Here is an 18,847-nt window from a genome sequence, read left to right as displayed (position 1 = left end):
CATCACTCGCGCTCGCCCGGGTTTTTCGGCGCTGCCGGGGGCGGCATGTCGAGCGCGGGCACGGCGGCGCGGCCAGGCTTCGCCTGGGGGATGATGGGCGTGCGGCCGGTTGCTCCCCCGGGGGCAGCCGAGGGGGAGGCCGACCGGCGGGAGAGCTCGTTCTTCACGGCGTTCAGCTCGGCGTTGGCGCGCTCGTAGATTTCCTGGACGGGGTTGGCGCCGGCACGGGCGGCCTGCCTGCGCAGGGCACCCAGCTCCGTCTCCTGGGCGTTGAGCTTCTTCTGGAGCTCCTCCACCTGGGTCTGGAGCTGCTCCAGCTCCGCGGCCATCTCCAGGACGGCCTCGGGCTGGGCGGAGGCCCGGAGGTCCTCGACGGACTTGAGGAGCTCGGTGCGCTCGGCCTCGAGGGACTCCAGGCGGGCCTGCTGCTCGCGGACGCGGGTCTCCAGGCGGGTGCGCTCGGCGCGGTCCTGGAGGAGGCCCTGCTTCTCCGCGTTCAGGCTGCCCACCTGGTCGCGGAGGGCCATGAGCTCACCCTGGAGGGTCTTCAGCTTCTCGGACGTGCTGCCCTCGCGCTGCTGGAGCTGCTGCTTCGCGGCTTCCAGGGCCTGCTCGACACGGGTGCGTTCGGCGCGCTCGGCATCGAGGATGCGGACGGCGTCGGTAGAGGTCGTCTCTATCGCGGCGATGCGGCCTTCCAGGCGGACGCGGGCCGCCTTGGCGACGGTCAGCTCCGACTGGTAGCGCTCGCGCTCGGAGGCCATGGCGGTGCGCTCGGCCTCGGCGCGGGCGAGGCGCTCCTGGGTGGCCTGGAGCGCGGCGAGGTTCTCGGCGGCGGTGGTCTCCAGCTCGGCGCGCTGGGCGTCCAGGCGGGAGGTTGCCTCGGCGGCACGGGTCTCCAGGACGGACTTCTCCGCCTCGAAGCGCTCGGTGGTCTCCGCGAGGCGGGCCTCCAGCTCGGCCTTCTCCGCCCCGGCGCGGGTGGCGAGCTCGGCGAGCTGTGCTTCCAGCGCGGCCCTGTCGTCCTCGGCACGGGTGGTGATTTCGGTGAGCTGCGCTTCCAGCGTGGCCCGGTCGGCCTCGGCGCGCGAGGTGACCTCAGAGAGCTGGCGTTCCAGCTCGGCCCTGTCGGCCTCGGCGCGCGAGGTGACCTCAAAGAGCTGGCGTTCCAGCTCGGCCTTGTCGGCCTCGGCGCGAGTCGCGGTGTCCGTGAGGCGCGCATCCATGTCGGCACGCAGTGCCTCAGCCTGAGCCGCCGCATCGGTGAGGCGGGCCTCCAGCTCGGTATGGACTGCCTCGGCCCGCGCGGTAGCGTCCTTGAGTCGCGTCTCCAGCTCGGTTCGCAGCGCCTCGGCCTGAGTCGCCGCATCCGCGAGGCGCGCCTCCAGTTCGGCACGCATGACCTCAGACTGAGCCGCGGTATCCGACAGTCGCGTCTCCAGCTCGGCACGCACGGCCTCGAATTGAGCCGCCGTATCCGAGAGTCGTGTCTCCAGCTCGGCACGCACCGCCTCGGACTGTGCTGTCGTGTCCGAGAGTCGCGTCTCCAGCTCGGCGCGAAGGGCCGTGGCCTCGTCGAGCCGGGCTTCCAGCTCGGTGAGCTCTGCCTCGGAGCGCGCCCGCTGGGTGTCCAGCAGGGCGGTGGTCGCCGCCAGCCGCGAGGCCAGCTCGGACTGCTGCGCCTCGAAGTGGGCGGTGGCTTCCGCGAGTCGTGCCTCCAGTGTGGCGGCGCGCTCCTGCTCGGTCCTGGCAACCTCGGTGGTACGTGCGAGCTCGGCACGGAGGTTCTCCAGCGCGGCGCGCTCGGCCTCCAGCGAGCTCTCCATGGCCGTGGCCTTGCCCGCGAAGCGCCGTGCCGTCTCGAGCTGCACCATCAGCAGCTCGGCATTCTCCCGCTGCGCGGCGAGCCGGTCGCGTGCATCCACCAGCTCCTCGTCGAGCCGGGCGATGTGCATGCCCCGCTCGTGCAGGGCGGCCATGGCCCGCTGAAGCTCCATGCCCAAGCGCATGAGTTCCTGCCGCGCGGCCACCAGGTGTCCCAGCTCCGCGCGAAGGGCCAGCACCTCCTGCTGTGCGGCCTCCAGTGCTATCTGGGCCTGCGTCTGGTCCTCGGCGCGCTGGGCCTCCAGCTCGCGCTGCTGCTGCTCCGCGCGGGCGAGCGCCCCTTCCAGTTCGGCCTCGAGCGCCGCCGTCCGCGCGCGAGCCTCCACCAACTCCCGCTCGGTCGTGGTGGCGGCCTCGGTGAGGCGGCGGGCGTCGGCTTCGCCCTCCCCCACCTGCTCCCGCAGCCGCGAAACCTGTGCCTGCAGCTCCTGAAGAGCCTCGTCGCGCTCGGAGACCTGCACCTCCGCCTCGCGCCGGGCCGCCTCCATCTCCGCGAGCGCCTGCTCCAGAGAGGTACGGAGCGCGACGTCCGCCTCCCGAGCGGCTTCGGCCTCCACGAGCCTGGCCTCCACCTGGGAGCGCTCGGACTCCAGCCGCGTAACGGTGGCGCGCAGCTCGTGCTCGCCGGACTCGGAGGCAGTGCGAAGCTCCTCCAGCGCGCGCTGCTGCTCCGCCATCACCCGCTCGGCGGCCGCCAGGCGCTCCTGCTGAGCCTGCTCTCGCGCCGCGGCGTCGGCGCGCAGCGACTCCAGCTCCGCACGGGCTTCGGCCAGGGCGGCCCGCTCACGCTCCGCCTCGGCCTGCGCCCGGGCCAGCGCGCTCCCAGCCTCCGCGCGAGCCTCCTGCTCGTCGTCGAGTTCCTTGCGGACCCGGGCCAGCGCGGTCTCCGCGTCGGCACGAGCGAACTGCTCCGCCTCCAGCCGGGCACGGACCTGGGCCAGCCCGGCTTCACCCTCGTTGCGGCCCTGCCGCTCCGCCTCCAGCTCCGTGCGAGCCAGTGCGAGGTCCTCATCGCTCCGGACCCGCTCCGCCTGCTCCGTCGCCAGCTCGGTGCGGGTCTGGGTGAGCGCGGCCTCCAGGCCCGTCCGGGCCTCACGCTCGCCCTGGACTTCCGCGCGAGCCGAGGCAAGCGCCTCGTCGAGCCGTGCTAGCGCCTCGCGCTCGGCTTCGAGCGATGCCTGGACCTCCGCGCGCGCGGCCTGGGCCTGGACACGGCCTTCGCGCTCGGACGCGGCCTCGGCCTGGAGCCGGGTGACGACCTCGTCCGCTCCGAAGGCGCGCTCCCGCATCTCGGTGAGCTCGGCCTCCAGGCGCTCGCGACGCTCACGCTCCGACGCCAGTGCGTCCCGAGCTTCGGTCAGCGCCGCTTCCGCCCGACCCCGCTCCTGGCCTTCGGCCCTCAGGCGGGACAGCGCATCCAGGAGCGCCGACTCCGAACGGGAGCGCTGCTCCTCTTCGGCCTCGAAGCGGGCCTCGGCTTCCGCCAGCGCAGCCTCCGCGCGAGCGCGCTCCTGTGCCTCCGTCTGGAGCCGGGCCCGCGTCTCCACCAGCACCGACTCCGCCTGGGAGCCCCGCTGGCCTTCCGACTGGAGGCGGGCCTGCGCCTCCGCGAACGACGCCTCTACCCGGGCGCGCTGCTCGCTTTCCGTCTCCAGCCGGGCCTGAGCCTCCGCGAGCGCTACCTCTATACCAGCGCGCTGCTCACCCTCGGTCTGGAGCCGCGCCAGCGCCTCGATGAGCTCCGCCTCGGCCCGGGCGCGCTGCTGTGCCTCCGTCTGGAGCTGGGCCTGCGCGTCCGCGAGCGCCGCCTCCCAGCGAGCCCGTCGCTCCTGCTCCGCGGCGAGCGCCTCATGTGCCTGGGCGAGCGCCTGTCGCGCCTCCTCCAGTCCCGCCCGCGTCTGCGCCAGTGCGGCCTCCGCCCCGCTCCGCGCCCCACGCTCCGCGTCCAGCTTCGTGCGCAGCGCCTCCAGCGCGGAGCCGGACTGCTCCCGCCCCTCGCGCTCGGACTCCAGCGTGGCCCGAGCCTCGGCCAGCGACGCCTCCAGCTCGGTGCGCCGCAGCACCTCCGCGTCCAGCGCCTCCCGGGTGTGAGCCAGCGTGGACTCGGCCTCGGCCAGCCGCCGCGCCGCGTCCTCCAGCTGTTCGCGCGCCACCCGCAGCGCATCCTCGACGGTGGAACGGACGTTCCGTTCCACCTCCAGCTCGCCGCGGACCTCTGATGCCTGCGCCTGCGCCGCGCGGTGCGCCTCTCGCGACGACTCCAGCTCCGCCTGCGCGGTCTGGACCGCCAGCTCCAGCTCCTGCCGATGGGCCCGCGCCTGGGAGGAGAGCTGGGCCTCCAGCTCGACCACGCGGCGCACCAGCGCCTCGCGCTCCTCCGCCAGCTCCAGCCGCCGGGCCTCGACTTCCGCCCGCGCAGCCTCTTCCGCCTCCAGCTGTCCGGCCAGCGCCTCCGCCCGGGCGCGCTCGGACTCCAGCACGCGCTCCAGCGCGGCCAGCCGCTCCCGCAGCTCCGCCCGCTCGGTCTCCAGCGCCTGGCCGAGGTTCGCCTCCGTCCGCGCGCGCTCCGACTCCAGCGCCGCCAGCCGCTCGCCGGCCTCGTGGAGCGACTCCTCCAGCTTCGCCGCCGAGGCCCGCGCCGCCGCCTCGCTCCGCGTGAGCGACTCCACCTCGGCCGTCAGCCGGGCCTGGGCCTCACGCGCCGACACCAGCTCCGTCTCCAGCCCGCGTCCCTCGGACTGGAGCGCCTCCAGCCGCGCCTCCGCGTCCTTCCGGGCCCCTTCGGCCGAGGCGGCCCGCTGCCGGGCGTCCGCCAGCTCACGCGCCGCGCGCGCCAGCTCCGCCTCCTTCACCGCCACCGCCGCGCCCGAGTCGCGGTGGAGCTCCTCCGCCCGCGCCGACTCCGCCTTCAGGTGCTCCACGGCCGCCAGCGCCGCCGAGTACTGCTCGGCGATGCGCAGCTCGCGCTCACGTGCGGCCTCCGCCGCCCTTCGCCGGTCCTCGGACAGCTCCACGGCGCGCTCCGCCGCCAGCCGGTCCTTCTCCCGGTCGATGCGCAGCGTGGACAGCTCGTCCTGCGCCTCGCGCACCTGCGTATAGGCCTGCGTCAGCCGCTCGCGGGCCTCTTCCAAAGAGGCGACAGTCTCCTCGCGCCGGGCGCGCTCCAGCCGCAGCGCCTCCTGCGCGGCCAGCACCTGCACGCCCGCATCCGCCTGGGCGCGCTGCGCGGCCTCCACCTCCAGCCGCTGTGCCGCGAGCCGGCGGTCCGCATCCGCGAGCCGCTCCTGCGCCACCTGCAGCTCCGTCTCGCGACGGCGCAGCTTGCCGGACAGGTCGTCCCGCTCGCGCTGGGACTGCTGGGTGCCGCGCGCCAGCTCCAGCTGCGCGGTGAGCCGGGCCACCTCGTCGCGCGCCGTCTCCAGCGACGGCCGCAGCGACGCCACCTCGGCCTCGCGGTCCGTCAGCTCCGCCCGGAGCTTCGTCAGCGACTCCTTCAGCCGAGCGCTGCGGTCCTCCCAGGACTTCGCGCGCGCCACCACCTCGTCCAGCTTCCCGCGCGTGAAGGCCAGCGGCTCCGGCGGCAGCTGCACCCACGTGGGGTCCACCACCCGCGCCGGCTCCTGCCCGGCCACCACCAGGAAGTAGGCGGCCTCGCTGCCACTCACCAGGGTGCCGTCGACCTGAAGCCCCTCACCGCGCTCGAAGGCGAGCTGGTAGCCCAGCACCGGCGACTGCGTGGCCACCTCCACATGAGGGAAGTGCGCGGACAGCGCGTCCAGCAGCAGCCCGTAGGTGGGCGGCACGGACTCCTCCGCCTCCAGCAGCTGCGGCAGCGCCAGGCCGGCCCCGTTGCGAAGGCCCCCCACGAGGAAGCCCTGCTTCGCCACCAGTCGCGCCAGCTCGGCCATCAGCTCGGGCGCCTTCACGTAGGGCGCCAGGTCCGCGACCAGCACCACGTCGAAGCTGCCGGACTCGAAGTCGTCGTAGACGTTGGCGCGGAAGCGCAGCGCCGGGCCGCCGTGGGCCTTCTGCGCCGCGGCCACCGCCGTCAGGTCGGCGTCGCAGGACACCACCGCGCGGGCGCCGCGTTCCACCAGGAAGCGCGCGCTCTCGCCGCCCGTGGAGGCCACGGCGTCGACTTCCAGCACCCGGCGACGGGCGAAGAGGCTCTCCGCGAAGATGTATCGGGGCAGCAGTTCACTGGGCCCCATGCGGCGGAATGTGTGATGCATGGGTGTGTTCGGGAGTAGGAGTATAGCCGTGGGCGTCCGCGCCCCAAGTTAAGCGCCAGGGCCGGAAATCGGCCTCGCGCCTGGACGTCAGGAGGGCAGGCGACATGAACGCAGCGGGACAACAGGGTTTCGGGTACCGGGCGAAGCGCACCTTCACCCGGATGATCGTCTTCCTCCTCATCCTCGGCCTGGGCGGGGCGGTGGTGTTCCTCCTCTCCCAGCTCAACGCGCGCACCTTCACCCTGGCCCTGATGGACGGGCAGCTCGCGGTGATGAAGGGCCGCAGCGCCCCCATGGGCTCCGTGCCCTACCGCCCCGGCGACCCGAGGCTGGCGGACGCCTATGCCCCCATCCCGGTGGAGGGCCAGGACGTCTCCAACCTCGTCCTCCAGAAGTTCACCGAGCGGGACGAGCTGGACCGCGCCCTCTTCCCCCTCCTGGAGGCCCTGGCGCGCCCCCGCATCGCTTCGGACGAGCCGGCCCGGGTGGACCAGGGCCTCTATTACCTCCGCCGCGCGGAGAAGCTCTCCGGCATCACCGAGGAGCAGCGCCTGACGCTCCAGAAGCTCATGACGGACGTCGCCTACTACCAGGCCCGCCAGAAGCTGGAGGATGCCCGCCGCCTCGTCAGCGACGCCCTCGCCCAGCTCAAGCTCGCCGCGGAGAGCGAGAGCCGCCACGCCCGCAGCGCCAACCAGATGCTCTCCACCGTCTCCCCTTCCGCCCGGGAGTTGGAGGAAGCCCTCCGCCGCGCCGTCCACACCCTGAGCGGTCCCCAGGCCGAGCCCCAGCCCGCCCCGGAGACGCCGGTGCCCCCACCCGCACCTACAACGGCGCCTCCCGAAGGAACCCCGCCGACTCCGCCGGTTCCGTCCGCCCAGGACGCGGGCGCTACCCCCTGATTCGGGCCCATTTCTGGCCGCCCAGGTTGGATTCCAGGAGGCCCATACATTGCGTCGCTGTGCGCCTCACCGACTGTTGTGAGGAGAACGTGACCGAAGGTGTTGGAGATCGATCATAGATTGCAATGATCGAGCCCACCCAAGCACTAGATCTCGCGTTGACAGGTCGGGTACCCCCCCATAGCTTGTGGCCGGTCGACGGTGCCCCACCGGAGACGTCGCCGTGACGTGGGGCTGAGGAGGGGTTGTGGGATTCTTGCGCACAGCTAGCAGCTGCCTCATAACTCACCCCTGTCGACCGGCCGTAGCAAGACCGTAGACCCGTCCCCTTCAGGACGGGTCCCACCCTGAACATCTTTCCAGTAGCGTGACCTGGGGAGCCGTCCCCCCGGGGCAGACCTCCGTGTCTGCCCGAGGCCGCGCCTTTGTCCGGAGTGAGCCGCTCGTGAACTTCGAAACGCCCGTGAAGCCCGCCGCCGCCAACATGTCCGTGCCGCCCACCACCAATGGCCACCCGGTACCGACCGTGAGTGCCGCGCCGGTGGCGACGGCTCCGGCCGCCGCGGAGCCCACGTCCGGCGACTTCACCTCCACCAGCATGAAGGTGCGCAAGCGCAACGGCACCACGGAGCCGGTGGACCTCAACAAGATTGTCCGCGCCGTGGGTCGCTCCTGCGTGGGCCTGCCCCGCGTGGACGTGATGCGGGTGGCCACGAAGACCATCTCCGGCCTCTATGACGGCGCCACCACGCGCGAGCTGGACGGGCTGTCCATCCAGACCGCCGCGGCCCTCATCGCCGAGGAGCCCGAGTACGGCCGCCTCTCCGCGCGCCTGCTGGCAGCCTTCATCCAGAAGGAGGTCAGCAACCAGGAGATCCACTCCTTCAGCCAGTCCATCGCCGCCGGCCACAAGCACGGCCTCATCGCGGACCGGCTGCTGCAGTTCGTCCAGGCCAACGCGCGCAAGCTCAACGCCGCCATCGACCCGTCGCGCAACGACCTGTTCGAGTACTTCGGCCTGCGCACCGTCTATGACCGCTACCTCCTGAAGAACCCGCAGACGCGCGAGGTCCTGGAGACGCCGCAGGAGTTCTTCCTGCGCGTGGCGTGCGCGCTCAGCGGCGACAACGCGCGTGAGGCCATCGAGCTGTACCGGCTGTTCAGCTCGCTGGAGTACATGCCCAGCTCGCCCACCCTGTTCAACTCGGGCACGCGCCACGAGCAGCTCTCCAGCTGCTTCCTGCTGGACTCGCCCGCGGACGAGCTGGACGCCATCTACAAGAAGTACTCGGACATCGCGATGCTGTCGAAGTTCTCCGGCGGCATCGGCGTGGCGTACCACCGGGTGCGCGCGCGTGGCTCGCTCATCCGCTCCACCAACGGCCACTCCAACGGCATCGTCCCCTGGCTGAAGACGCTGGACGCCTCCGTCGCCGCGGTGAACCAGGGCGGCAAGCGCAAGGGCGCGTGCTGCGTGTATCTGGAGACGTGGCACGCGGACATCGAGGACTTCCTCGAGCTGCGTGAGAACACCGGCGACGACGCGCGCCGCACGCACAACCTGAACCTGGCCAACTGGGTGTCGGACCTCTTCATGAAGCGCGTGGAGGCGGACGCCGACTGGAGCCTGTTCGACCCGAAGGTCGTCCCCCACCTGACGGACCTGTACGGCGACGCCTTCGAGAAGGCCTACGCCGAGGCGGAGGAGAAGGGCCTGGCCATGCGCAAGGTGAAGGCGCGTGACCTGTATGCCCGGATGATGAAGGTGCTGGCGCAGACGGGCAACGGCTGGATGACCTTCAAGGACATCAGCAACCGCAAGAGCAACCAGACGGGCAAGCCTGGCAACGTCATCCACCTGTCCAACCTGTGCACCGAAATCCTGGAGGTGACGAGCCAGGGTGAGACGGCGGTGTGCAACCTGGGCTCGCTGAACCTGGGCCGGATGGTGGTGGACGGGAAGTTCGACTTCGACCGCCTGCGGGCCAACGCGCACCTCGCGCTGAAGCAGTTGGACCGGGTCATCGACCTCAACTACTACCCCATCCCCACGGCCGCGGACTCCAACCGCCGCTGGCGCCCGGTGGGCCTGGGGCTGATGGGCCTGCAGGACGTGTTCTTCCAGCTCCGGATGCCGTTCGACTCCCCGGAGGCGCGGGCGCTGTCCAGGCAGATTTCGGAGGAGATCTACTACGCGGCGCTGAACACCTCGTGCGAGCTGGCCGAGCAGTTCGGCGCGCACCCCTCCTTCCCGGAGACGCGGGCGGCGAAGGGCGAGCTGCAGTTCGACAGCTGGGGCGTGGTGCCGGCGGACACGGCCCGCTGGGACGCGCTGCGCCAGCGCATCATGAAGCACGGCCTGCGCAACTCGCTGATGATTGCGATTGCGCCCACGGCGACGATTGCCTCCATCGTCGGCTGCTACGAGTGCATCGAGCCGCAGGTGTCCAACCTGTTCAAGCGCGAGACGCTGTCGGGCGACTTCCTCCAGGTGAACCGCTACCTGGTGCGTGACCTCCAGACGCTGGGGCTGTGGAACGAGAACGTCCGCAACCGCATCAAGATGGCGGAGGGCAGCGTGCAGGACATCACCGAGCTGCCGGAGAACCTGCGGGCCATCTACCGCACGGCCTGGGAGATTCCGATGCGCTCGCTCATCGACATGGGCGCGGACCGCGGGGCCTTCATCGACCAGAGCCAGTCGCTCAACCTGTTCGTGGAGACGCCGAACATCGGCAAGCTCTCCTCGATGTACTTCTACGCATGGCAGAAGGGGCTGAAGACGACCTACTACCTGCGCTCGCGCCCGGCCACGCGGATTGCGAAGGCCACGGTGAGCGGCGCGGGCACGGGCACGTCGATGCCGGCGGCCCCTGCCCCGATGATGGCCAAGGCGGAAGTGACGGAGGCCGAGGCGGTCGCCTGCTCGCTGGAGAACCCCGAGGCGTGCGAGGCCTGCCAGTAGGCCCGTGGCGCTGAAGTCGTAGAGACGTTTCGAGAAGGCCGAGAACCCGCGCGCGCAGCGCAAGGAGCACCGAAGCAATGCTGCTGAACCCTGGACTGAACCTGACGCTGCGCCCGATGGCGTACCCGGCCTTCTTCGAGATGTACCGGAATGCCATCAAGAACACGTGGACGGTGGAGGAGGTGGACTTCTCCACGGACCTGGTGGACCTGCGGTCGAAGATGACGGACGCGGAGCGGCACCTCATCCACCGGCTGGTGGCGTTCTTCGCGACGGGTGACAGCATCGTCGGCAACAACCTGGTGCTGAACCTCTACAAGCACATCAACGCCCCCGAAGCGCGGATGTACCTGTCGCGGCAGCTGTACGAGGAGGCGCTGCACGTCCAGTTCTACCTGACGCTGCTGGACACGTACGTGCCGGACCCGGCGGAGCGGGCGAAGGCGTTTGCCGCCATCGACAACATCCCCTCCATCCAGCGCAAGGCGCGCTTCTGCATGAAGTGGATGGACAGCATCCAGGGGCTGGACCAGCTGCGGACGAAGGCGGAGCGGCGGCAGTTCCTGCTGAACCTCATCTGCTTCGCGGGCTGCATCGAGGGGCTCTTCTTCTTCGCGGCCTTCGCCTACGTGTACTTCCTGCGCAGCAAGGGCCTGCTGAACGGCCTGGCGGCGGGGACGAACTGGGTGTTCCGGGACGAGAGCGCGCACATGGGCTTCGCGTTCGAGACCATCCAGGTGGTGCGCAAGGAGGAGCCGGACCTCTTCGACGCGCAGATGGAGCGCGACGTGGTGGCGATGATGCGCGACGCGGTGGAGTGCGAGACGCAGTTCGCGCAGGACCTGCTGAGCGGCGGCGTCATGGGGCTGTCCGTGCAGGAGATGCGCGGCTACCTGGAGTACACGGCGGACCAGCGCCTGCAGATGCTGGGCATGGCGCCCATCTTCCGGACGAAGAACCCGCTGCACTTCATGGACCTGCAGGACGTGCAGGAGCTCACCAACTTCTTCGAGCGCCGCGTGTCCTCGTACCAGGTCGCCGTGGGTGTGGGCGCGGCGACGGACGTCGTGTTCGACGCGGCGTTCTGAGCTCTTTCAAGAGCCCCCTAGTACCTCGGCACAGAGGTTTTGACCGATTGGCCTTGGACCTGCTCAGCGGAGGACGGGCAGAAGTTCCGGGGCCAGCAGCAGTTCAATGCTGCGGGCCTGTCCGGCGCTGCGCCGGATGAGCCCTCGGCGCTCAAGCTCAAGCACCATGCGGTGGACGGTGGGCGGAGTGGTGCCGAAATAGCGCTGCATGTCGGCCTCCGCAGGAAAGCGCCTGTTGAGCTTCGTGTACGCGTAGATGAAGGCCAGGTATTGGCCTTGAAGCTCTGTGAAGGGCGGAGTTGCGGAGGGAATCGACACGGCGGCAGCGAGGTAGTCCGACTCCCCTTTCACGGAGTCGGAGCGCATGAATGTACGTTACCTCGTCACCCTGGCCGCCGAGGAGAAGTCGGAGTTGGAGGCCCTGGTGAGCGGTGGCACGGGGCGGGTGCGCCGCGTCAAGCGTGCGCAGATTCTGCTGGCAGCCCATACCGGAGTCACCGACGAGCAGATTGCCAGGAGCGTCCGGGTGGGCGCCTCGACGGTGTACCGAGTCAAGCGGCGGTTTGTGGAAGGAGGCGTGGAGCACGCCCTGCACGAGAGGCAGCGGCCCGGGGCCTCTCGCAAGCCGACGGGCAAGCAGGAGGCGCTGCTGGTAGCCACCGCCTGCTCGAGTCCACCGAAGGGGCGTGCGCGGTGGACGCTCCAGTTGCTGGCCGATGAGCTGGTGCGGCTGACCGAGCACGCGGAGCTGTCGCGGGAAACAGTCCGACGACGGCTGGAGGAGAGCGAACTCAAGCCCTGGCAGCAGCGCATGTGGTGCATTCCGAAAGTGGACGCCGAGTACATCGCCCGAATGGAGGACGTGCTGGAGCTCTACGCTGAGCCACCCGACGCCAAGAGGCCGGTGGTGTGCTTCGACGAGACGCCCACCCAGCTGATTGGAGAAGTCCGCACGCCCCTGCCAGCCATGCCCGGCAAGCCCCGGCGTTACGACTACGAGTACCAGCGCAACGGGACGGCCAACCTCTTCGTCTTTCTGGACGTGCACCGTCCCTGGCGCCACGTCGAAGTCTCGGACCAGCGGACCGCCAAGGACTTCGCGGTGCAAATGCGCGCGCTGGTGGACGTGCACTACCCGGGGGCAGAAACCATTCGAGTGGTGCTCGACAACCTCTCTACGCACAGCCCCGGCGCCCTCTATGAAGCCTTCCCGCCGCAGGAGGCCCGGAGGATTCTGAAGAAGCTGGAGTTACACTTCGTCCCCAAGCACGCCAACTGGCTGAACATGGTGGAGATTGAAGTTGGCGTGCTCAACCGCCAATGCCTGGACAGGCGAATCGCCAACAAGGCCACCCTGAAGCGGGAGGTGGCCCGATGGGAGCGGATGCGCAACAAGGAACGGGCCCGGGTCCGCTGGCGCTTCACAGTCGAGAGCGCCCGCACCAAGCTCGGGCGAACGTACCCCCAGGCCCAGGCAGCCGCTGCTGCTGCCTGAACCCTTCAAAACCTCTGTGCCGAGGCACTAGGGCTGCGTCGACGCAAGGCCTCTGGGCCCCGTAGAGAGCGGCGACGTCATGCCCCACCCGCTCGAAGGTCAGGACAACGATTCAGCAACCATCCCTATCGGACACAAACAGCCTCCCCAGCCATTTCTCCAACACTTCCAGGCGTCCATGGAAGCCATTTATTTGCATATGCATTTGAATTAACAACTTCGTCGTCGGCATAGTGCGCAATCGACACATACCGAGTTGCTCTTCCCGGGCAGTCATACTCGTTAAGAGCTTTGACGCTATTGTATCGACCACCCACTCCACTCTGCCATCCTGTATAGACCGTCCACTCCCAAGCCTGCCTTCGAGCGGATGAAAGCTTGCGGATGGTGGTCTTATCCAAGAGCACAGTGAAGCCGGCCCCGCGTGCAACAGCAACCCAGCGACTTTGTTCCTTGCTCTCATCGTTTTTTGGCAGCGACACGTCGCCCTTAAAGATCCCGATACGATACGCCCCCACTTCCCCAGCACGCACAGAGGAAACCATGAGGCCGAAAATCCCAGTACGCTTGAGACGAATCACGAGACGGGGATCCGTGCCTCCTGCGCCATCATCATCATGACCAATGCTTTCCGGTTCTCCATCGCTGCCGACCCCAATTGCCAGTAATGTGGCATCAAAGGACTTGCTGACAACGAAGACAGTGTAGACGTCGCCAACACGTCCCTCGACCGTAAAAACGTCAACCCTCTTGCCAGACTCAAGAGGAGTATCGCTTTCGTTCAACTCGTCATCGAGTGGCTGACCGAGAGTGAGTCGCGGCTGTCCAAGGAGAACCTCGCGGAAATTTTTCTTCGGCACCGGCTTTGTTTCGGCTGAAGATGAAGCAACGGATTTCTTAGGCGTAGCGGCTCCTCCAGAGTAACTAGACAGAGCGATTCGACCGGGAGGGCTTCCCAACAGGGCCCGAACGTTCCGTCCCGGAACCGCAAAGTTGAGGTTCTGCCCATCTCGAAGGACAGCAACACTGACACCAACTACTTCTCCTTGTTGATTGAGGACAGGGCCCCCACTTGAGCCCTGAGAAATAGGCGCACTAATTTGCATCCACCGCTTCCCCTCATGGTCCCGGAAAGCGCTGACGATGCCAGTTGAGACGGTGTTCGTTAGACCCTGTGGAGCACCGATGACAATAATGCTTTCGCCTACGGGCGGCTCGCTTGCTGCCAACCGCAGTGCTCCGGGGGTGTTCGGCATAGCCGGCAAGACAGCCAAGTCGATGCGACTGCTTAGACTTTCTGCGTAATCAGCAGTTCCAAGAAGGTTATCCTCGAAATCATAGACTTCCACACGAGCAGCTCCCTCAAGCACGTGCGCATTTGTTACCACTCTGCCCTTCTCTACTAGGAAGCCGCTTCCAAGCCCTAACTGGGTTCCCTGGGCGTCGTACGTCTGCAGCGAAACCACGGCACGTCCAGCAACCTTCACCAAATCTGGTAGGGCAACGCTAGCCTCCGTATGCACGGCCGATGGAGGTGAAGTGGTGCCCTCTGCGCGAACCAACCTCGGCAGCGCTGCAGCAACCATAACGGCGAGCAGATAAGCTGCGGGCTTCATGAAGTCCTCCCCCGTGAATGGAAATGGCCCCGATGCCATTGCAAAAGCGCCAGTTGAATTTCCTTCGCCACATATAATTGCAGTGTCGACGCACCCAAACAAGCTTGGCTTGGTCGAAATGACTGGGTGAAATCTGACTCTGGTGGGCGATGGAGTGCGAGACGCAGTTCGCGCAGGACCTGCTGAGCGGCGGAGTGATGGGACTGTCCGTGCAGGAGATGCGCGGATACCTGGAATACACGGCGGACCAGCGCTTGCAAATGCTGGGCATGGCGCCCATCTTCCGGACGAAGAACCCGCTGCACTTCATGGACCTGCAAGACGTGCAGGAGCTCACCAACTTCTTCGAGTGCCGCGTGTCCTCGTACCAGGTCGCCGTGGGCGCGGCGACGGACGTGGTGTTCGACGCGGCGTTCTGAAGCGTCCGCTCGGGACGGCGGCCGGGCCTACTTCCGTGCCGCCTCCCCTGCCCCACCGCTAGAGAGCATCTCTTCTGCCCAGGACCTTCCACGCGCCAGGGTCCTCTCCCCAGGTCTCTTCCTGCCAGGGCGCGCAGCGCAAGCAGGGCCGCTTCCCGGTCCGTTCACTGCCGCATGGCCACCATCTCCAGCAGCACCGGCCCGGCCTCGCGCAGGGCCGCGGCGCTGAGAGGGGTCCTTCTCCACCACCGCTCCGAGCATGACCGCGGCCTTGTTGCGGTCCGACGACGCGGGGCCATGCAGCGCGCGCAGCACGGGCGCGAGCGGCACGAGGGCCTTCGAGGCCCCGCGCTGCGTCTGCCAGGGGACCCGGCTCGCGTTGTTGCGGACGGCGTAGCTCGAGTCCAGCACGGAGGGCAGCAGCGCCTCCGCCACCGCCTCGCGTGTCCGTCCATAGGCGAGCAGGAAGGGCACCAGCGAGCGGCGGTGCTCGTCCTTCTCGGTGCGCAGCACCTTCACCAGCGCCTCGAAGTGGGTGGGCACGCCGGTGATGAAGCGCGCCTTCAGGGGCGCGAGCCCGGGGTGGCCGAAGCCCGTCCCGCAGTGGAAGGCCTTGCAGGGGCCCTCGCCCACGGTCAGTTGGCCCGCGAGGAACAGCGCCCCCGCCTTCTCCTCGTAGGCGCCCCAGGTGGCCACCAGCCCGTCCGGGGCTCCCGGCGAGCCCTCCGGGGCCGGAGCGAAAACGAGCCGCCACTCGTGCCCGACGTCCACGAGGTTCACCGTCACCTCCACGGTGCGAGTGTCCTCGTGGTTGGTGATGCCGATGCGGGCCTGCGCGAATGCAAAGCGCGAGAGGAGGCGCTCCTTGCCCTGCTTCGCCTCGCGATAGAGCTCGCCGCCCGCCAGGTCCACGTCCCGGCCCTCGGGGACGCCGAAGGTGGCAAGCGACTCCTCGCGCGAGTACCGGCGTGAGCCGAAGACGTCGACGCTCGTCAGCCGGTAGTGAGAGAGCGCGGGCGACGCAGGGGCAGTCACCGGGCTCGATGTTGGCGACGGGGCGGGCTTCGTCTCAGGGGCGGCGGCCGGGGCCTCGGGAGCAGGCGCCATCACACGAGAGGCTGGGGCACACGCAGCCACCCACGCCAATGCGACCAGGAGGGGGGTTGAAGCGCATGCCCCGAGTCCACGACGACCACCGCGATTCCGGAAACCACCCCGGGTGACAGGCGGCCGCCGCCCCTGCTTCGAGACGCTACCCCTTCGACTGTCGCGGGTCGTTCCCGTAGCTGTTCTTCTGGCTGATGCTGCCGTCGACGTTGTGGATGGTGTGCTCGGTCTTCCGCTCCTGGGCCAGCTCCCGTCCCGCCTCCACCGCGCGCTCCTTGAGCCGGTGCGTGCTCGTCACCTCCCCCTTCAGCTGGTTGACCCAGCCCGCGCCGTCCGGGTTCGGGGTGGTGTGCACACCGCCACTGCGGCTCTTGTTCTTCGCCATGTGAGTACCTCCTGCGAGTCCGCACCGCATGAGCGCGGACGTTGTGGTTGCAGGAGGTAACGCGCGTGCCCCGGCGCGGGTTCTCCATGTCAGCCGAACCGGCACCGCCGTCCGAGGGCTGTGTCCAGGCCCCGACGTGGGCACCCTCCCCGCCGTGATAGAACGAGGGGCACTGCATGGACCGCCTCGTCCCGCTCCTCTGGCTCTGGCTGCTCTTCTTCTCCGTCAACACGGCCTGGGCGCTGAGCCAGGCGGCGGTGGCGAGCCTCCTGGGCGCGCGGCCCGTGAGCGTGGACCTGGGCATGGGGCCCATACTGCTGTCCAACCGCCTGGGCGGCGTCGTGTGGAACTTGCGCCCCTTCGCCATCGGCAGCGCGGTGGGCTTCACGGAGGAGCCAGAGGACGCCCCCAAGCGGGACCGGCTCAAGCACCTCTCCACGCCCCTGTACGCCGCCGTCATCCTCCTGCCCTGGGCCGTGCCGGTCGCCCTCGCCATGGCCACCCTCGGCGTGGACGAGGCCCTCCACCAGCTCGTCCACGGCTTCACCGTGCCCTTCGAGTTCTCCGCACTCCCGGGGCGCGTGGAACGCTTCTTCGTGCTGCTCGAGCACGGCGAGCTGCTCCGGGCCTGGGGCCTGCTGAACGCGAAGATGGCGGCCCTGAACCTGCTGCCCCTGTCCTTCTTCGCCGGAGGCCAGCTGCTGCGGCTCCCCTGGCGGAACCGCGAGCCCCGCTGGCTCGGCACGCTCCACCTCCTGAGCTTCCTGGTCGGCGCGGGCTGGGGCCTCTACGTCATCTACGTCGTCCTCACCGTCGTCTTCTGACGCCTACTCCCGCCCCTGCAGCGCCAGCCGCGCCCCCAGCGCGACGAACACCCCACCCGTGACGCGCTTCTGCATCGCCGCCACGCGCGGGTGCCGCCGCAGCCAGGCCCCGAACGCCCCCGCCGCGCTGGCCAGGAACGCAAGCCACAGCGTCCCCGTCACAGCGAACAGCAGCCCGAGCACCACGAACTGGAGCCCCGGAGAGCCCCGCGACGGGTCCACGAACTGTGGAAGGAAGGCGAGGAAGAACAGCGCTACCTTCGGGTTGAGCACGTTGGTGACGACGCCATCGCGGAAGATGCGCCAGAGGCTCGCCGGATGGAGCCCTTCCACCGCCTCTGGCCCGGCCTTGCTCCGCAGCATCTGGACGCCCATCCACACGAGGTAGGCCGCGCCCACCCACTTCACCACCGTGAAGGCCAGGGCGGACGTGGCCAGCAGCGCGGACAGCCCCAGGGCCGCCGCGGCGATGTGGAACAGGCACCCGGCGGCGATGCCCAGCGCGGAGACGATGCCCGCCGCCCGGCCCTGGCCGATGCTCCGGGCCAGCACGTACATCGTGTCCGGGCCCGGCGTGAGGTTGAGCGCGATGCCCGCCAGCATGAACGCGGCGAGGCGGGTCGGGTCGAAGAGCATGGTGGAGGCTCCGCAGGGGACGGCGCGGCCCCGTCCCACCTCCACCGTATACGCCCGCGCCAGAGCAGCGTGAAGCGCGGCAAGCCCACCAGGCGCCTACACGGGCCCCGCTTCGCATCTCGCGAAGGGTCTGGCGCTCATCCTGGGGCCGCGAGGCGGCCGCCGGACGCGGCCGTTCCAATCCTGTCCGCCTGTCCGACAGGTTTGCGCCAGGTGCGGCCGGGAGGGGCCACAGCCTGGTGCTCCTTCGCGCAGGATGAGCCCCCGTCGCGAAGACGGCCCCGCGTGGCCCGGCTCCCAGCCCGTGACCGCCCGGAGCAGCCCTCACACCGGCGTCCGCGCCCCCCCGCGGTCCGCGGCCTCGCGCTCCGCCCGCTCCCGCTCCGTCGCTCGCTCCGCCGTGGCGGCGGTGATGGGCGCCACCGGGCGGTACACCGTCCGGTACACGGCGGCCGCCGCGCCCGCGCCCAGCAGCGGCGCCACGATGAACAGCCACAGCTGCCTCAGCGCGTCTCCGCCCGCGAACACCGCCGGCCCCAGGCTGCGCGCCGGGTTCACCGACGTGTTCGTCACCGGAATGCCCACCAGGTGGACGAGCGCCAGCACCAGGCCAATCGCCAGCCCCGCGAAGCCCACCGGCGCCCGCGCGTCCGTGGCGCCCAGCACCGTCAGGACCAGCAGGAAGGTGAGCGCCACCTCGGTGTAGAAGGCGGAGGCCATGCTGTACTCCCCGGGCGAGGCAGCGCCGTACCCATTGGACGCCAGGCCCTCCACCGTGGGCGAGTAGCCCCCAGGCGCCCCCTTGGCAATCAGCAGCACCAGGCCCGCCGCGAGAAACGCCCCCAGACACTGGGCCAGCACGTAGCCAGGCGCATACCGGGACTCCATCTTCCCCGTGAGCACCAGCCCGAGCGTCACCGCCGGATTCACGTGGCAGCCAGAAATGGGCCCCACTGTGTAGACCATGGCTAGCAGAGACAGGCCGAACGCGAGCGACACGCCCAGGAAACCGATGCGGTCCCCCGCCAGCACGGCCGCTCCTACGCCGCCGAGCACCAGCACGAACGTGCCCACGAGCTCGGCCAGGTACTTCCGAAGCGCCTCTTCGCTACCGGCAACCACCGGAGCAGACTTCACCTTGGATGCACGCATGCGCAGCCTCACCCCGCGACGGCCCGCGCCGCGAGCATCACGGCCGGTGCCTCGCGACACAGGCAGTCCCACGAGGGACGGTGAGCACGCGCAACCCGATGACAACAGGACACTCCGCCCCATGCCTGGAGGGGCGGCACCT

13 protein-coding genes are annotated in these 18,847 nt (G+C 69.5%); 6 read left to right on the top strand and 7 right to left on the bottom strand.

The annotated features are described in order from the left end of the window. Nucleotides 1-2: 2 nt before the first annotated feature. Complete coding sequence (locus LXT23_RS25880; RefSeq protein ID WP_253982964.1) at nt 3-6,116, bottom strand: methyltransferase domain-containing protein; 6,114 nt, start codon at nt 6,114-6,116, stop codon at nt 3-5. Nucleotides 6,117-6,220: 104 nt separating this feature from the next. On the opposite strand from LXT23_RS25880, the gene LXT23_RS25875 reads away from it, so the two are divergent. From LXT23_RS25875 to LXT23_RS25865, 3 genes are all read left to right on the top strand, one after another. After that, entirely contained in the window at nt 6,221-7,018 is a 798-nt protein-coding gene (locus tag LXT23_RS25875; protein ID WP_253982963.1) for an IF-2 protein, read from the top strand. A gap of 445 nt (nt 7,019-7,463) precedes the next feature. Beyond that, nucleotides 7,464-9,983 (top strand): ribonucleoside-diphosphate reductase subunit alpha, encoded by a 2,520-nt coding sequence (locus tag LXT23_RS25870; RefSeq protein WP_253982962.1) that lies wholly within the window; start codon nt 7,464-7,466, stop codon nt 9,981-9,983. 77 nt (nt 9,984-10,060) lie between these two features. Next, nucleotides 10,061-11,071 (top strand): ribonucleotide-diphosphate reductase subunit beta, encoded by a 1,011-nt coding sequence (locus LXT23_RS25865; RefSeq protein ID WP_253982961.1) that lies wholly within the window; start codon nt 10,061-10,063, stop codon nt 11,069-11,071. Between the two features lie 63 nt (nt 11,072-11,134). Here the strand turns inward: LXT23_RS25865 and LXT23_RS25860 are convergent, their stop codons facing one another. Next, nucleotides 11,135-11,437 carry a LexA family protein gene (locus LXT23_RS25860; protein WP_253982960.1) on the bottom strand — a complete coding sequence of 101 codons (303 nt, stop codon included), beginning with the start codon at nt 11,435-11,437 and terminating at the stop codon, nt 11,135-11,137. Here LXT23_RS25860 and LXT23_RS25855 point away from each other — a divergent pair. Next, nucleotides 11,436-12,566, top strand: coding sequence for an IS630 family transposase (locus LXT23_RS25855; RefSeq protein ID WP_253982959.1), 1,131 nt, complete (start codon nt 11,436-11,438; stop codon nt 12,564-12,566). The two genes, LXT23_RS25860 and LXT23_RS25855, sit on opposite strands and share 2 nt — an antisense overlap. Before the next feature lie 125 nt (nt 12,567-12,691). On the opposite strand, the gene LXT23_RS25850 is transcribed toward LXT23_RS25855, so the two are convergent. Further along, the gene (locus tag LXT23_RS25850) at nt 12,692-14,182 is read right to left on the bottom strand and encodes a S1C family serine protease (RefSeq protein WP_253982958.1); all 1,491 of its coding nucleotides are present in this window, start codon (nt 14,180-14,182) and stop codon (nt 12,692-12,694) included. Between the two features lie 149 nt (nt 14,183-14,331). On the opposite strand from LXT23_RS25850, the gene LXT23_RS25845 reads away from it, so the two are divergent. Next, a complete protein-coding gene (locus LXT23_RS25845) occupies nt 14,332-14,601 on the top strand; it encodes a ribonucleotide-diphosphate reductase subunit beta (protein ID WP_253982957.1) in 270 nt (89 codons plus the stop codon). A 27-nt stretch (nt 14,602-14,628) separates the two neighbouring features. On the opposite strand, the gene LXT23_RS25840 is transcribed toward LXT23_RS25845, so the two are convergent. Continuing rightward, nucleotides 14,629-15,636: a hypothetical protein gene (locus LXT23_RS25840; RefSeq protein WP_253982956.1), complete on the bottom strand. Its 1,008-nt coding sequence runs from the start codon at nt 15,634-15,636 to the stop codon at nt 14,629-14,631. Between the two features lie 217 nt (nt 15,637-15,853). Then, the gene (locus LXT23_RS25835; protein ID WP_253982955.1) at nt 15,854-16,093 is read right to left on the bottom strand and encodes a DUF2188 domain-containing protein; all 240 of its coding nucleotides are present in this window, start codon (nt 16,091-16,093) and stop codon (nt 15,854-15,856) included. 176 nt (nt 16,094-16,269) lie between these two features. On the opposite strand from LXT23_RS25835, the gene LXT23_RS25830 reads away from it, so the two are divergent. Then, complete coding sequence (locus LXT23_RS25830; RefSeq protein WP_253982954.1) at nt 16,270-16,917, top strand: hypothetical protein; 648 nt, start codon at nt 16,270-16,272, stop codon at nt 16,915-16,917. A gap of 3 nt (nt 16,918-16,920) precedes the next feature. Here the strand turns inward: LXT23_RS25830 and LXT23_RS25825 are convergent, their stop codons facing one another. Both LXT23_RS25825 and aqpZ read right to left on the bottom strand, forming a co-directional pair. Continuing rightward, entirely contained in the window at nt 16,921-17,553 is a 633-nt protein-coding gene (locus tag LXT23_RS25825) for a LysE family translocator (protein WP_253982953.1), read from the bottom strand. Nucleotides 17,554-17,877: 324 nt separating this feature from the next. Then, nucleotides 17,878-18,705, bottom strand: a complete 828-nt coding sequence (gene aqpZ, locus LXT23_RS25820; protein WP_253982952.1) for an aquaporin Z — start codon at nt 18,703-18,705, stop codon at nt 17,878-17,880. Nucleotides 18,706-18,847 lie beyond the last annotated feature (142 nt).

It is taken from the genome of Pyxidicoccus xibeiensis (assembly GCF_024198175.1).
Taxonomy (GTDB): domain Bacteria; phylum Myxococcota; class Myxococcia; order Myxococcales; family Myxococcaceae; genus Myxococcus; species Myxococcus xibeiensis.
The sequence above is the reverse complement of the archived record's forward strand: the minus strand, read 5'-3'. Positions and strand labels throughout refer to the sequence as shown.